Annotated in this window: 13 protein-coding genes; 10 read left to right on the top strand and 3 right to left on the bottom strand. The window is 55.4% G+C overall.

Annotated features, from left to right (window positions below; genetic code table 11):
* The first annotated feature begins 24 nt into the window (after positions 1 to 24).
* The 5 genes from hflD to V1587_RS11005 all read left to right on the top strand — a co-directional run bounded on the left by hflD (position 25) and on the right by V1587_RS11005 (position 5,516).
* Entirely contained in the window at positions 25 to 654 is a 630-nt protein-coding gene (hflD, locus tag V1587_RS11025) for a high frequency lysogenization protein HflD (protein WP_013097081.1), read from the top strand.
* Between the two features lie 19 nt (positions 655 to 673).
* Positions 674 to 2,044, top strand: coding sequence for an adenylosuccinate lyase (purB, locus tag V1587_RS11020; RefSeq protein ID WP_008500757.1), 1,371 nt, complete (start codon positions 674 to 676; stop codon positions 2,042 to 2,044).
* Between the two features lie 123 nt (positions 2,045 to 2,167).
* The gene (gene phoP / locus V1587_RS11015) at positions 2,168 to 2,839 is read left to right on the top strand and encodes a two-component system response regulator PhoP (protein WP_024908594.1); all 672 of its coding nucleotides are present in this window, start codon (positions 2,168 to 2,170) and stop codon (positions 2,837 to 2,839) included.
* Positions 2,840 to 4,303, top strand: coding sequence for a two-component system sensor histidine kinase PhoQ (gene phoQ / locus V1587_RS11010; RefSeq protein WP_371897732.1), 1,464 nt, complete (start codon positions 2,840 to 2,842; stop codon positions 4,301 to 4,303).
* 91 nt (positions 4,304 to 4,394) lie between these two features.
* Entirely contained in the window at positions 4,395 to 5,516 is a 1,122-nt protein-coding gene (locus V1587_RS11005) for a cupin domain-containing protein (RefSeq protein WP_045401586.1), read from the top strand.
* A gap of 89 nt (positions 5,517 to 5,605) precedes the next feature.
* On the opposite strand, the gene V1587_RS11000 is transcribed toward V1587_RS11005, so the two are convergent.
* Both V1587_RS11000 and pepT read right to left on the bottom strand, forming a co-directional pair.
* Positions 5,606 to 6,097, bottom strand: coding sequence for a transposase (locus tag V1587_RS11000; RefSeq protein WP_371897733.1), 492 nt, complete (start codon positions 6,095 to 6,097; stop codon positions 5,606 to 5,608).
* 99 nt (positions 6,098 to 6,196) lie between these two features.
* Complete coding sequence (gene pepT / locus V1587_RS10995; protein ID WP_371897734.1) at positions 6,197 to 7,420, bottom strand: peptidase T; 1,224 nt, start codon at positions 7,418 to 7,420, stop codon at positions 6,197 to 6,199.
* A gap of 237 nt (positions 7,421 to 7,657) precedes the next feature.
* Here pepT and potA point away from each other — a divergent pair, with 237 nt between their 5' ends.
* From potA to potD, 4 genes are read left to right on the top strand one after another with little or no spacing between them, the layout of a single operon-like run.
* Positions 7,658 to 8,800 carry a spermidine/putrescine ABC transporter ATP-binding protein PotA gene (potA, locus tag V1587_RS10990; RefSeq protein ID WP_371897774.1) on the top strand — a complete coding sequence of 381 codons (1,143 nt, stop codon included), beginning with the start codon at positions 7,658 to 7,660 and terminating at the stop codon, positions 8,798 to 8,800.
* Positions 8,784 to 9,641 carry a spermidine/putrescine ABC transporter permease PotB gene (gene potB, locus V1587_RS10985; RefSeq protein ID WP_290094757.1) on the top strand — a complete coding sequence of 286 codons (858 nt, stop codon included), beginning with the start codon at positions 8,784 to 8,786 and terminating at the stop codon, positions 9,639 to 9,641. The genes potA and potB overlap by 17 nt, the downstream gene beginning before the upstream one ends.
* Positions 9,638 to 10,429, top strand: a complete 792-nt coding sequence (potC, locus tag V1587_RS10980) for a spermidine/putrescine ABC transporter permease PotC (protein WP_023617893.1) — start codon at positions 9,638 to 9,640, stop codon at positions 10,427 to 10,429. Before potB ends, potC begins: the two co-directional genes overlap by 4 nt.
* Positions 10,426 to 11,460, top strand: a complete 1,035-nt coding sequence (potD, locus tag V1587_RS10975) for a spermidine/putrescine ABC transporter substrate-binding protein PotD (RefSeq protein WP_371897735.1) — start codon at positions 10,426 to 10,428, stop codon at positions 11,458 to 11,460. Before potC ends, potD begins: the two co-directional genes overlap by 4 nt.
* A gap of 47 nt (positions 11,461 to 11,507) precedes the next feature.
* Here potD and V1587_RS10970 read toward each other — a convergent pair whose 3' ends face one another.
* Positions 11,508 to 12,737: an EAL and HDOD domain-containing protein gene (locus V1587_RS10970; RefSeq protein ID WP_371897736.1), complete on the bottom strand. Its 1,230-nt coding sequence runs from the start codon at positions 12,735 to 12,737 to the stop codon at positions 11,508 to 11,510.
* A 237-nt stretch (positions 12,738 to 12,974) separates the two neighbouring features.
* Here V1587_RS10970 and V1587_RS10965 point away from each other — a divergent pair, with 237 nt between their 5' ends.
* Positions 12,975 to 14,906, top strand: a complete 1,932-nt coding sequence (locus V1587_RS10965) for a methyl-accepting chemotaxis protein (protein ID WP_371897737.1) — start codon at positions 12,975 to 12,977, stop codon at positions 14,904 to 14,906.
* Positions 14,907 to 14,920 lie beyond the last annotated feature (14 nt).

The following is a 14,920-nucleotide window of genomic DNA, read 5'->3' as shown; positions in this document are numbered from 1 at the left end:
CGATTCACACATAAAGGAGACCGTGTGGCGAAGAATTACTATGACATCACCCTGGCGCTGGCGGGAATTTGCCAGTCAGCCCGTCTGGTGCAACAGCTGGCGCATCAGGGTCATTGCGACGCTGACGCCCTGCACGTTTCACTCAACAGCGTTATCGACCTCAACCCCGGCTCGACCCTGGGCGTATTCGGCGGCAGTGAAACCAATCTTCGTCTCGGTCTTGAAACCCTGCTTGGCGTGCTTAACGCCAGCAGCCGTCAGGGGTTAAACGCGGAGCTGACCCGCTACACGTTGAGCCTGATGGTGCTGGAGCGTAAGCTGAGCGCAGCAAAAGGCGCGCTCAATACCCTGGGCGATCGTATTGCCGGGCTACAGCGTCAGCTAGACCATTTTGACCTGCAGTCCGAAACGCTGCTGAGCGCCATGGCCGGCATTTATGTTGACGTCATCAGCCCGCTAGGCCCGCGTATTCAGGTCACCGGCTCCCCTGCCGTGCTGCAAAGTCCGCAGGTACAGGCAAAAGTGCGCGCGTCCCTGCTGGCTGGGATCCGCGCTGCCGTGCTGTGGCACCAGGTTGGCGGTGGCCGCCTGCAGCTAATGTTTTCTCGTAATCGCCTGACCACTCAGGCAAAACAAATTCTTGCTCATTGTTAACCTCCCGGAGTTGCGAATTATGGAATTATCCTCACTGACCGCCGTATCCCCTGTCGATGGACGCTACGGCGATAAAGTCAGCGCGCTGCGCGGGATCTTCAGCGAATATGGTTTGCTGAAGTTCCGTGTTCAGGTTGAAGTACGCTGGCTGCAAAAGCTGGCCGCCCAGGCAGCAATCAAGGAAGTTCCTGCTTTTGACGAAAAGGCAAACGATTACCTTGATAAAATCGTTGCCGAGTTTAGCGAACAAGACGCCGCGCGCATTAAAACCATTGAACGCACCACCAACCACGACGTGAAGGCGGTTGAGTACTTCCTGAAAGAGAAAGTGGAAAGCGTCCCTGCGCTGCACGCCGTGTCTGAGTTCATTCACTTCGCCTGTACCTCTGAAGACATCAACAACCTGTCTCATGCGCTGATGCTCTCCACCGCGCGCAAAGAGGTGGTGCTGCCTTACTGGCGTAAAATCATCGACGCGGTGAAGGCGCTGTCCGTGGAATACCGCGACATCCCGCTTCTCTCCCGTACCCACGGCCAGCCGGCCACCCCATCCACGATGGGTAAAGAGATGGCGAACGTCGCGTACCGTATGGAGCGCCAGTACCGTCAGCTGGAACAGGTTGAAATTCTTGGTAAAATCAACGGCGCGGTCGGTAACTATAACGCCCACATCGCCGCTTACCCGGAAGTGGACTGGCACCAGTTCAGCGAAGAATTCGTGACCTCTCTCGGCATTCAGTGGAACCCGTACACCACGCAGATTGAGCCGCACGACTATATCGCCGAGCTGTTTGACTGCATCGCACGCTTCAACACCATCCTGATCGACTTCGATCGTGACGTGTGGGGCTACATCGCCCTGAACCACTTCAAACAGAAAACCATCGCCGGTGAAATCGGCTCTTCCACCATGCCGCACAAGGTAAACCCAATCGACTTCGAAAACTCCGAAGGCAACCTGGGTCTGGCGAACGCCGTGCTGCAGCATATGGCAAGCAAACTTCCGGTATCCCGCTGGCAGCGCGACCTGACCGACTCCACCGTGCTGCGTAACCTGGGCGTGGGCATCGGCTATGCGCTGATCGCGTATCAGTCCACCCTGAAAGGCGTGAGCAAGCTGGAAGTGAACCGCGATCGTCTGCTGGACGAACTGGATCACAACTGGGAAGTGCTGGCGGAGCCGATTCAGACCGTGATGCGTCGTTACGGCATCGAAAAACCGTACGAAAAACTGAAAGAGCTGACCCGCGGCAAACGCGTTGACGCGGAAGGTATGAAGCAGTTTATCGACGGCCTGGCGCTGCCGGAAGAAGAGAAAACCCGCCTGAAGGCGATGACTCCGGCGAACTACATTGGCCGCGCCATCACTATGGTTGACGAGCTGAAGTAATCTCCCCTCCCCCCTTTCCGCCCGGAAAGGGGGTTGCTTTTCCCCGGTTTACTCAATGTTTATCCCCACAGCAACATAATCAGCGTTAAACTATTCATACTATTCATTCTGGGAGAAAAGATGATGCGCGTACTGGTTGTTGAGGATAACGCATTGCTACGTCATCACCTGAAGGTTCAGCTTCAGGAGATGGGACATCAGGTGGACGATGCTGAAGATGCAAAAGAAGCCGATTATTATCTCAATGAACACCTGCCGGATATCGCCATTGTCGATTTAGGGTTGCCTGACGAAGACGGTCTGTCGTTAATTCGCCGCTGGCGCAGCCACGATGTCTCCCTGCCGGTACTGGTGCTGACCGCCCGTGAAGGCTGGCAGGATAAGGTTGAAGTGCTCAGCGCGGGCGCAGATGATTACGTCACCAAGCCGTTTCATATTGAAGAGGTGGCGGCCCGCATGCAGGCGCTGCTTCGGCGCAACAGCGGGCTGGCGTCTCAGGTTATCTCCATCCCGCCTTTCCAGGTTGATCTCTCCCGCCGGGAATTATCCATCAATGATGAAGTGATCAAGCTCACCGCCTTCGAATACACCATCATGGAGACGCTGATCCGTAACAATGGCAAGGTCGTGAGCAAAGATTCCTTAATGCTCCAGCTTTATCCTGATGCTGAACTGCGCGAGAGCCATACCATTGACGTGCTGATGGGACGTTTGCGTAAGAAAATTCAGGCGCAGTATCCGCAGGATGTGATTACCACCGTCCGTGGCCAGGGCTACCTGTTTGAATTACGCTAAATGAGACGGATTTTACGCCACATTCTGCCCCTCTCGCTGCGGGTTCGCTTCTTGCTGGCAACAGCCGCAGTCGTGCTGGTGCTGTCGCTCTCCTACGGCATGGTCGCCCTGGTGGGCTACAGCGTCAGCTTTGATAAAACCACCTTTCGCCTGCTGCGTGGCGAAAGCAATCTGTTTTATACCCTGGCGAAGTGGGAAAACAATAAAATCACCGTCGAAATGCCGGAAAACCTCAACCAGCAGAGCCCTACGCTTGCTCTGATTTATAACGAAAAAGGGAAGTTACTGTGGGCGCAGCGTGATATCCCGTGGCTGGTTAAAAGCATTCGTCCGGACTGGCTCAAAACCAACGGGTTTCACGAAATTGAAGCCGATCTCAACACCACCAGCTCGCTGATCCGTGAAGATCGCTCCCTGCAGCAAAAGCTGAACGAGATCCGTGCCGACAACGCCGATACGGAGATGACGCACTCCGTCGCGATTAACCTCTATCCGGCGACGCTGAACATGCCGCAGCTGACCATCGTGGTGATCGATACCATTCCGGTCGAGCTGAAGCGTTCTTATATGGTCTGGAGCTGGTTCATCTATGTTCTGGCTGCGAATCTTCTGCTGGTGATCCCGCTGCTGTGGGTGGCGGCCTGGTGGAGCTTGCGCCCCATTGAATCACTGGCGAAAGAGGTTCGAGAGCTTGAAGAACATCATCGCGAGAAGCTCAACCCGGAAACCACGCGCGAGCTCACCAGCCTGGTGCGAAACCTCAACCGCCTGCTGAAAAGCGAACGCGAACGCTATGATAAATACCGTACGACGCTTACCGACCTGACCCACAGCCTGAAAACTCCGCTGGCCGTCATGCAAAGTACCCTGCGTTCAATGCGCAGTTCGAAGCTGAGCGTTGACGATGCCGAACCGGTGATGCTGGAGCAGATCAGCCGTATTTCCCAGCAAATTGGCTATTATCTCCACCGCGCCAGCATGCGTTCCGGCAGCGCGTTGCTGAGCCGCGAGCTGCATCCGGTCGCCCCGCTTCTGGATAACCTCACGTCAGCCCTCAACAAGGTGTATCAGCGTAAAGGGGTGAACATCAGCCTCGATATCTCACCAGAGATAAGCTTTGTGGGTGAAAAAAATGACTTCATGGAAGTAATGGGTAACCTGCTGGATAACGCCTGCAAATACTGTCTGGAGTTCGTGGAAGTGTCAGCGCGGCAGACGGATAACGAACTGCATATCATCGTTGAGGATGATGGCCCGGGGATCCCGCGCAATAAGCGTGACGTAGTGTTCGATCGCGGCCAGCGCGCCGATACCCTACGTCCGGGCCAGGGCGTTGGATTAGCCGTAGCGCGCGAGATTGTCGACCAGTACGACGGGAAAATCGAAACCAGCGAGAGCTTGCTGGGAGGCGCGCGAATGGAGGTCATTTTTGGCCGCCAGCAGCCCACATTGAACGATAGTTAACCCGTTATGTGAAAAATGCGAGGATCTCGCAGCCGGGGGGCTGAGCTTCCGTTATAATCCGAGTCAGTAAGAGCCTGCGGAATAAAAAAATATGGATTATCACTTAACGCTTAACTGGCCCGAGTTTATTGAACGTTACTGGCAAAAACGCCCGGTGGTTCTGAAACGCGGATTCAGCAATTTTGTCGACCCTATCTCGCCTGACGAGCTGGCGGGTCTGGCCATGGAAAACGAAGTCGACAGCCGTCTGGTCAGCCACCAGGACGGGAAATGGCAGGTCAGCCACGGTCCTTTCGAAAGCTACGATCACCTCGGTGAAAATAACTGGTCGCTGCTGGTGCAGGCGGTCAACCACTGGCACGAGCCGACTGCCGCCTTAATGCGCCCGTTCCGCGCCCTGCCCGACTGGCGCATGGACGATCTGATGATCTCCTTCTCCGTACCTGGCGGTGGCGTCGGTCCGCATCTGGACCAGTACGACGTGTTTATTATTCAGGGTACGGGCCGCCGCCGCTGGCGCGTGGGTGAAAAAGTGCCAATGAAGCAGCACTGCCCGCATCCGGATCTGCTCCAGGTTGACCCGTTTGAAGGGATTATCGACGAAGAGCTGGAGCCGGGTGACATTCTCTACATTCCACCGGGATTCCCTCACGAAGGTTACTCCCTGGAGAATTCCCTCAACTACTCCGTCGGGTTCCGTGCGCCAAGCGGCCGCGAGATGATCAGCGGATTTGCCGACTATGTTCTGCAGCGCGAGCTGGGCAGCTATCGTTACAGCGACCCTGATGTGCCTGCGCGCGAGCATCCGGCGGATATTCTGCCAGAAGAGCTGGATAAGCTGCGCGGCATGATGCTGGATCTGATTAACGAGCCGGAGCACTTCAAACAGTGGTTTGGTGAGTTTATCAGCCAGTCTCGTCATGAGCTGGACGTTGCGCCGCCGGAGCCGCCTTATCAGGCTGACGAAATTTATGATGCGCTCCAGCAGGGCGACAAGCTGGTACGCCTGGGCGGATTGCGCGTGCTGCGCATTGGTGAGGAGGTGTTCGTCAACGGCGAGAAGCTGGACTCTCCGCACCGTCCGGCGCTGGAAGCCATTGCCAGCCATCTGGTGCTGACTGCCGACACCTTTGGCGATGCGCTGGAAGATCCGTCCTTTCTCGCGATGCTGGCCGCGCTGGTCAACAGCGGGTACTGGTTCTTTGAGGACTGAGTCGCCTTAATGCCCGGTGGCGCTTCGCTTACCGGGCCTACGTTCACTGGTTTTGTAGGCCGGGTAAGGCGTAGCCGCCACCCGGCATTTTACTTCCGCTCACCCGTCGCAAAATCCTCGATCTCTCCCGCCCAATCCGCCTGATACACTCCTTCCCGCACATCGCGATGAAACGTTGAATACGGCCAGTCGATGACTTTGCTGACAAAGCCGTGCTTCAGCGGATTGATGTAAATGTAATCCACATGCCGCCGGTAGTCCTCTTCGTTACGGATAGTGTGTTCCCAGAAGCGAGGCTGCCAGATATGACGCATGTCGATGCTGCGGCTGAACGTCTTTTTGATATCCCGCCAGCGGGCGGAAAAATCACTGTCACCTTCCGGTAAGGTCCAGATACAGTGCATATGTTCAGGAAGGATAACCCACGCGTTGATAGTGAAGGGCTTCGCACGTTTAACCGTTGAGGTGGCGGAACGCAGGCTGTCGATATGGCGGGTAAGCAAATCGCTCTGGCGGTTTTGCAGGTTGACGGTAAAAAACCATGTGCCGCCGGGAACGTAATGGCGACGGTAGTTTGACATGGGCACTCCTTGCCTTTCTGCCCGGTGGCGCTTCGCTTACCGGGCCTACAATTTTAACGTAGGCCGGGTAAGGCGTAGCCGCCACCCGGCTTAAAGCGGCTACCGCTTCGCGGTCAACTCCGCGATCCGCACAATCACCTTCACCGCCTTTTCCATCCCTTCCAGCGTCACAAACTCATGTTTGCCGTGGTAGTTATAGCCACCGGTAAACAGGTTCGGGCACGGCAGCCCCATGAATGACAGCTGAGAACCGTCGGTGCCGCCGCGAATCGGCTTCAGCTGCGGTTCAATATCGCAGTCGCGCATCGCCTGCTGGGCGATATCGAGAATATGCGGATGCGCCATCACCTTCTCACGCATGTTGTAATAGCTGTCTTCAATTATCAGCTCAATATAGCAGTCAGGGTGTAATCCCTTACCGACCTTCTTGGCGATCTCCATCATCTTACGCTTGCGCGCCTCAAAGGCTTTGCGGTCGAAATCGCGGATGATGTAGTGCATCTGCGCGCTGTCCACGGTGCCTTTGATGCTGGTCAGGTGATAGAACCCTTCATACCCTTCGGTCTGTTCAGGGCTCTCTGCCGCGGGGACTTCTGCATGAATTCGTGACGCCAGCGACAGCGCGTTCACCATGACGCCTTTCGCCGAACCGGGATGAACGTTGTTGCCGACAATTTTGATCGTGACGGACGCGGCATTGAAGTTTTCATACTCCAGTTCACCGACGCCGCCGCCGTCGACGGTATAGGCCCACTGCGCGTTAAAGGCTTCCACGTCGAAGTGCTTCGCCCCCTTGCCGACCTCTTCATCCGGCGTAAAGGCCACGCGGATATCGCCGTGCGGGATATCTTTGCCCTTCAGCACCGCCAGCGCCGTCATGATTTCCGCGATCCCCGCTTTATCATCCGCCCCCAAGAGCGTTTTTCCGTCGGTGGTGATCAGCGTCTGGCCCAGGAGCTGGTGCAGCACCGGGAACATGACGGGCGAGAGCACTTCGTCGCCTATGCCCAGCGCAATGTCGCCGCCGCGGTAGTTTTCAACAATCTGCGGGTTCACATGTTTACCGCTAAAATCCGGAGAGGTGTCGACATGGGAGATAAAGCCAATCGCCGGAATGTCACCCGGGACATTCGCCGGCAGCGTTCCCATCACAGTGCCTTTCTCGCTTAACGTGACGTTGACCAGCCCCATGGCGTCAAGCTGCTCTTTAAGCAGGTTTAATAACTTCCACTGGCCTTCGGTGCTCGGCACCTGGCGAACACCCGGTTTAGATTGGGTATCCAGCGAAACGTACTGTAAAAAACGCTCAAGTAATTTATCCATGCAGTCACCCTCACTTTTTGTGACAACATTATCAATAAGCATCAAAACGCAAATATTGCGTCAGGTCACTTTTATCCCGCAAACGAGAATATTTTCCGTTTATATCGTTATGCGTTAGTAAATGTAGCTTATGAATCAGTGACAAGGATTGGCGATTGCAGGGGATTGCCGTAGAATGTCCGCCCTCATTACGAGTCACCAAGGTGGTTACACACAAACCCCGCTTCAGTCTGCTGCCTGAGGCGTCTATATGGGACAGCGCAAAAATTGAATACACAAACCCGTTCACCGCTGGTGAAACTGGAACGAATTCGTAAAAGTTTTGATGGCAAAAACGTCATTTCCGACCTCACGCTCACCATCAATGACGGTGAGTTTCTGACGCTGCTTGGCCCCTCTGGCTGCGGCAAAACAACCGTACTGCGCCTTATCGCCGGGCTGGAAAGCGTCGATGACGGCCATATCCATCTTGAGAACCAGGACATCACTCGGGTTCCCGCCGAAGACCGCCACGTCAATACCGTCTTTCAGAGCTATGCCCTGTTCCCGCACATGACCGTATTTGAAAACGTGGCGTTTGGCCTGCGGATGCAAAAAACCCCGGCGAATGAAATCGAAACGCGCGTTACCGACGCCCTGCGCATGGTGCAGCTTGAGACGTTTGCCCAGCGAAAACCGCATCAGCTTTCCGGCGGCCAGCAGCAGCGCGTGGCCATTGCCCGCGCCGTGGTCAATAAGCCGCGCCTGCTCCTGCTGGATGAATCCCTCTCGGCGCTGGATTACAAGCTGCGCAAGCAGATGCAGAACGAGCTTAAAGCCCTGCAGCGCAAGCTCGGCATTACCTTTGTCTTCGTCACCCACGATCAGGAAGAGGCCCTGACCATGTCTGACCGCATCGTGGTGATGCGCGACGGCAAAATCGAGCAGGACGGCACGCCGCGTGAAATCTACGAAGAGCCGAAAAATCTGTTTGTCGCCAGCTTCATTGGTGAAATCAATATCTTCGACGCCACGGTGATTGAGCGTCTGGACGACCAGCGCGTGCGCGCCCGCGTCGAAGGACGCGAGTGTGCAATCACGGTGAATTTCCCCGTCGAAAAGGGACAAAAGCTCAACGTTCTGCTGCGCCCGGAAGATCTGCGTGTCGATGAAATCCACGGCAATGCCGAGGCCGAAGGATTAATCGGCTATATCCGCGAGCGCAACTACAAAGGGATGACGCTGGAGTCTGTCGTCGAGCTGGAGAACGGCAAAATGGTGATGGTCAGCGAATTCTTTAACGAAGACGATCCTGACTTCGACCACTCTCTCGACCAGAAAATGGTTATCAACTGGGTAGAAAGCTGGGAGGTTGTGCTGGCTGATGAAGAACACAAGTAAGTTCCAGAATGTGGTGATTGCCACGATCGTCGGTTGGCTTGTGTTGTTTGTCTTTTTACCCAACCTGATGATCATCGCCACCAGCTTCCTGACCCGCGACGACGCTAACTTCGTTTCGCTGGTCTTTACGCTGGACAACTACGCGCGCCTGCTCGATCCGCTCTATTTTGACGTGCTGCTGCACTCGCTCAATATGGCGCTGATTGCCACTATTGCCTGTCTGGTGCTGGGTTATCCCTTCGCATGGTTCCTCGCGGGCCTGCCGCAAAAGGTGCGCCCCCTGCTGCTGTTTTTACTGATTGTGCCGTTCTGGACCAACTCGCTGATTCGCATCTACGGGCTGAAAATCTTCCTCAGCACCAAAGGCTATCTCAATGAGTTTCTGCTGTGGCTGGGAGTGATTGATACGCCGATTCGCATCATGTTCACCCCGAGCGCGGTGATCGTCGGTCTGGTCTATATTCTGCTGCCGTTTATGGTGATGCCGCTCTATTCCAGCATTGAGAAGCTGGATAAACCGCTGCTGGAAGCGGCAAAAGATCTGGGCGCCAACAGGCTCCAGACCTTTATCCGCATTATCATCCCGCTGACCATGCCCGGCATTATCGCGGGCTGTCTGCTGGTGATGCTCCCGGCGATGGGCTTGTTCTACGTTTCAGACCTGATGGGCGGGGCGAAAAACCTGCTGATTGGTAACGTGATCAAGAGCCAGTTCCTCAACATCCGCGACTGGCCGTTCGGGTCCGCGACCAGCATTACGCTGACGGTGGTGATGGGGCTGATGCTGCTGGTCTACTGGCGCGCGTCACGGCTGCTGAATAAGAAGGTGGAACTCGAATGATCGGTCGACTGCTTCGCGGCGGTTTTATGACCGCCATTTACGCTTACCTGTATATCCCGATCGTTATTTTGATCGTGAACTCGTTTAACAGCTCGCGCTTTGGGATTAACTGGCAGGGCTTTACTACCGACTGGTACAGCCTGCTGATGAACAATGACAGCCTGCTGCAGGCCGCTCAGCACTCGCTGACGATGGCGATCTTCTCCGCCACCTTCGCCACGCTGATTGGCTCCCTGACCGCCGTGGCGCTCTACCGCTATCGCTTTCGCGGTAAGCCGTTCGTCAGCGGCATGCTGTTTGTGGTGATGATGTCGCCGGACATTGTGATGGCGATTTCGCTGCTGGTGCTGTTTATGCTGCTGGGCGTACAGCTTGGCTTCTGGTCGCTGCTGTTTTCCCATATCACCTTCTGCCTGCCGTTTGTGGTGGTGACCGTCTTCGCGCGCCTGAAAGGGTTCGACGTGCGCATGCTGGAGGCGGCGAAGGATCTGGGCGCCAGCGAGATGACCATCCTGCGTAAAATCATCCTGCCGCTGGCGATGCCCGCCGTGGCGGCCGGATGGCTACTTAGCTTCACCCTGTCGATGGATGACGTGGTCGTGTCCTCTTTCGTCACCGGTCCGAGCTATGAAATTCTGCCGTTGAAGATCTATTCAATGGTGAAAGTCGGCGTCTCACCTGAGGTGAACGCGCTGGCGACCATTCTGCTGGTATTTTCGCTGGTTCTGGTGATCGCCAGCCAGGTTATTGCTCGTGATAAAACAAAATCTCAGGGGACAATGAAATGAAAAAAATGCTCGCCGCTGCGGCGCTGGTGCTTGGCATGGGTGCCGCGCACGCTGATGACAGCAAAACGCTCTACTTCTACAACTGGACCGAATACGTGCCGCCGGGCCTGCTGGAGCAGTTCACGAAGGAGACGGGCATCAAGGTGATCTACTCGACCTACGAGTCGAATGAAACCATGTATGCCAAGCTCAAAACCTACAAAGACGGCGCGTACGATCTGGTGGTTCCTTCCACCTACTTTGTCGACAAAATGCGCAAAGAGGGCATGATCCAGAAGATCGATAAAACGAAGCTAACCCATTTTTCAAACCTCGATCCGGCGATGCTCAACAAGCCGTTTGACCCGAATAACGACTACTCCATTCCGTATATCTGGGGCGCGACCGCGATTGGCGTTAACAGCGAGGCCGTCGATCCGAAATCGGTGACTAGCTGGGCAGACCTGTGGAAACCGGAGTACAAAGGCAGCCTGCTGTTGACCGACGACGCACGTGAAGTGTTCCAGGTGGCGCTGCGCAAGCTGGGCTACTCGGGCAACACGACGGATCCTAAAGAGATCGAAGCGGCGTATACCGAACTGAAAAAGCTGATGCCTAACGTGGCGGCATTCAACTCTGATAACCCGGCAAACCCGTATATGGAAGGCGAAGTGAACCTGGGGATGGTGTGGAACGGCTCCGCGTATGTCGCCCGCCAGGCCGGTACGCCGCTTGAAGTAGTCTGGCCGAAAGAAGGCGGGATCTTCTGGATGGATAGCCTGTCGATTCCGGCCAACGCGAAAAACGTGGACGGGGCGCTGAAGCTGATTAACTTCCTGCTGCGCCCTGACGTGGCGAAACAGGTCGCCGAGACGATTGGCTACCCGACGCCCAACCTCGCCGCACGCAAGCTGCTGAAGCCTGACGTGGCTAACGATAAGTCGCTCTACCCGGACGCCGAAACCATCAGCAAAGGTGAATGGCAGAACGATGTCGGCGACGCCAGCCGCCTCTACGAAGAGTATTACCAGAAATTAAAAGCGGGCCGCTAGCCGGTATCGCGTCCTTCCTCACGCCATCTGCACGGCGTGAGGGGGGATTAACTGACCGTATTCTCTCCTGCCCAGATCGTTGCCTTTCGCATCGCCTCCACCACCTCCTCATCTGACAGACCCAGCGCCTGACGAACCCGTGTCGCCTCGTCCCACCGCTGCTGTTCATAGTAACGACAGAGGTTAATCATGTCGGCTAGCTGCCCCTCCTGATGGCACAGCGCGTTGCTCACGCTCTGCGGAACCGCAATTTGCTTCATCAACTCGGCCATCGGTAGCTCCAGGAGGGTATCGAGCAATGAAAACAGGCCACACATGAACGCATTTTCAGCCAGAATCGGGTCTTTCATCGTCTCTGCGATCAGTTCGCAGAACTTGCCGCGCATCATGCTTAGCGGGTAAAGCTCGCTGACGGTGTCATTGCCCGCACTGGCGAGGACTACGACGGCAACAAACCGTCGGAGCTGATTTTCGCCAAGATACCTGAGCACCTCGCTCAGGGTTAACTTGCTGAAATTACAGGCGCCGACATGCTTAAACGCCGTATGCTTCATATAGCGCATGATTTTATAGGAGAGCGTGAGATCGGTTTTTATCAACGACTCGATAATTCGAAAATCAGGTTTATTGCGTCCGACCTCCATTTGCAGCCGGAAAATCGCCAGCTGATTTTGCGACAGCCGTTTATATTTAATGACCTCCGGGCGGCAGAAAAAATAGCCCTGAAACAGAGAGAAACCCTCGTCCCTGTATTGGTTGAATTCCTCTTTAGTCTCAACTTTTTCAGCGAGATATTTAATATGACCGGTCAGATGTTTACGCGCTTTCAGATACTGTTTAATTTGCGCTAAGGAATAATTCCTGACGTCGAATTTCAGTATTGAAATATAGGGTAAAAAGGCATCCCATTCTGGCGCAAGGGTGAAATCATCAAGCGCAAACTGATAGCCATGCGCATTCATCTCCCTGACGGCCTCCAGCAGCTCGGCCCCCGGCACAGCATCTTCAAGGATCTCAATCACCACGCTCTCTTTATCCAGCGCTTCGCCACTGCGGTCAATGACCATCCTTGAAGGGAAATTAATAAACGACGTATGTGCCCCGGCGATGCGCTGGGACGGCACGCATAAAAACTGGTCTGATATCATTCTGGATGTGGCATATTCCGCCGACACATCCGGAAAACGGTTTGTCATCCCGTCTCTGAAAAGCAGCTCATAGGCCACCGTATTCATTTCAGGGTTAAAAATGGGTTGTCGCGCGATAAATCCGTACATATCCCATCCTCCTCTACCACTTAATATTTATTAGCATCCTCTTTCTACACCACGATAACGAGCATTATCGAGCGCTATTTTGATTGAATGCACAAAATAAAAGCATCCACACTAATTAACGGGATTTAATATTCTGGAATTTAAATTAAATATACCCGGCGATCTACAGAAAGAAGGAAATATATCCGATAAGTAATGAGTGCCTGCCCGACACGCACAACATTACGGGAGATGAGAATGAAAGACGCCATGGTCCGAAGAAAAAAAATAAGAGTCAAGACGTTGATGCTATTGTCCATTTTCCTCACCGTGACGGTGGGCTTTACGGCAACGATCGGGTTTATGATGTGGCAGTGGATGGCGCAGCAAGAGGTGCTGGCCAAAAAACATATCCGCCAGATAGCCGAGGTACAGGCTTTACAGGTCAGCAAACAGCTGGATTCCGCCCTGACTGCCGCCCGGGATATGGGCAACAGCGCCCTGGCGCTGCGCGAGGCGGGCGTATCCGATCGCCAGAGCCTGAACCAGCTGCTCATCCACTACCTCTCGGCTCACCCATCGTTTCTCTCCATGTCGATGGCCTTTGAGCCCAACGCGTTTGACGATAAAGATGCCGCCTTTGCCGGTCAGAGCGGTGAAGATCCTGCCGGGCGCTACGCCCGCTACGTCGACCACGATGCCACCGGCAAACCGGCATTGCACCTGCTGACGGACATCGAAACGCCCGGCAGCGGGGATTATTATCTGCTGCCGAAACAGCGGCATAAAGATGTGATCATCGAACCCTATATTTACCCCTACAACGGCGTGGACGTGATGCTCACTTCGATTGCCGCCCCCATCATGCGTGACGGTCAATTTCTGGGCTCGGTCACCTCTGACTTCTCGCTCGCCACGCTGCAGTCCACGATCGGCGCAATTAAACCGTGGAACGGCACGGGCTACGCCCTCCTCCTGTCTGCGGGCAATAACGTGGTGTCCAGCCCGGACAAACGTGCTGCAGGCAAGCCTTACGCGGGCCAGATTGCCGGACATGACGTCACCCGGGTAAACGATCCGCTGCTGAAGGAAGAGGTGTTTATCACCTGGCAGGACATCGCCGTCGGCAACAGCCAGACGCCGTGGAAACTGGCTATTATCACCCCGGTCAGCGAAGTGATGGCCGAAGCGCGCGCATTTTTACTGAAGGCCATCGTCCTGATGGTGTTAAGCATCGTGGCGGTCAGCCTGGTGATGGCCCAGATCTTTACCCGCAAGGTTGACCGTCCGGTGGGGGGAGAACCTTCCGAGGCCGCCGGTATTGCCCTGGCCGTCGCCCGGGGAGATTTGAACAACACCATCCCGGTGCGTTCCGGGGATACCCACAGCATTTTTTATGCCCTGCACACTATGCAGACGCAGCTCAAGCGCATCGTCGGCAACATCAGCGAAGCCAGCCATTCGGTGCACGGCGGGACCAGCGAAATTTCGGCGGGCAACCTTGACCTCGCCTCGCGTACCGAAGAACAGGCGGCGGCGATTGTTGAAACGGCAGCCAGCATGGAAGAGATTTCGGTCACGGTGAAAAATAACGCCGACTATGCGCACAAGGCCACTTCGCTGACCCATCGCGCCGCGACGCTCGCCGGGCATGGCGAAACGCTGGTGAACGACGTGGTCGTGGTGATCGGCGAGATTGACGAGAGCGCACGCAAGATCGGTGAGATTAACAGCATCGTGGATGGCATCGCCTTCCAGACCAATATCCTGGCGCTGAATGCGGCCGTTGAAGCGGCGCGTGCAGGTGAACAGGGACGCGGTTTCGCGGTAGTCGCAGGGGAAGTGCGCAACCTTGCCCAGCGAAGCGCTAACGCAGCCAAAGAGATCTCCCAGCTGATTGCCGAGTCCTCAGGCCGCGTCAGCAAAGGCGTTGAGCTGGTCAATGAAACCGGGGTGATGATGAAACAGGTGATTGAAGCCGTGTCGCACGTGCATCTGGTCATCAACGATATCTTTCAGGCGCTAGACGAGCAGAACCGGGGGATTAGCCAGGTTAGCACCGCCGTTAACCAGATGGACAGCACCACCCAGCAGAACGCTTCACTGGTTCAGCAGATCTCCGCGGCAGCACTCTCGCTGGACGAGCAGGCTAAATCGCTGGAGAAGACGCTGGCGTTCTTTCATTCATAAATAAAAAGGCACCC

This window comes from Enterobacter sp. ECC-249, assembly GCF_043965265.1.
In the GTDB taxonomy this organism is placed as follows: domain Bacteria; phylum Pseudomonadota; class Gammaproteobacteria; order Enterobacterales; family Enterobacteriaceae; genus Enterobacter; species Enterobacter quasiroggenkampii.
This window is presented reverse-complemented; position numbering and strand designations above follow the sequence as displayed.